Annotated in this window: 1 protein-coding gene; it reads left to right on the plus strand. The window is 64.1% G+C overall.

From position 1 onward, the window contains the following. Nucleotides 1-259 (plus strand): AsmA-like C-terminal region-containing protein (locus R0J88_RS21275; RefSeq protein WP_410901066.1); only part of this gene is annotated, 259 nt, incomplete at both ends.

Below are 259 nucleotides of genomic sequence, written 5' to 3' on the forward strand. Positions count from 1 at the left end.
GCCTGCTGGGGCTGGTCAATGTGGATAACCTGCTGCGCCGGCTGTCGCTGGACTTCTCTGACGTCACCGATAAGGGGACGGCCTTCGACAAGGTGCGCGGCGCAGCGACGCTCTTCGATGGGCGGCTGGAAAGCGATGGCCCCTTGCGTATCGAGGCGCCGTCCACCACCGTGACACTCAACGGGCAGGTCGATCTGCTTCGCGGTACCCTTGATCAACGCATGGCCATCACGGTGCCGGTCAGCCAGAACCTTCCGCT

It is taken from the genome of Pseudoalteromonas sp. SIMBA_162 (assembly GCF_046535955.1).
In the GTDB taxonomy this organism is placed as follows: domain Bacteria; phylum Pseudomonadota; class Gammaproteobacteria; order Enterobacterales; family Alteromonadaceae; genus Pseudoalteromonas; species Pseudoalteromonas marina.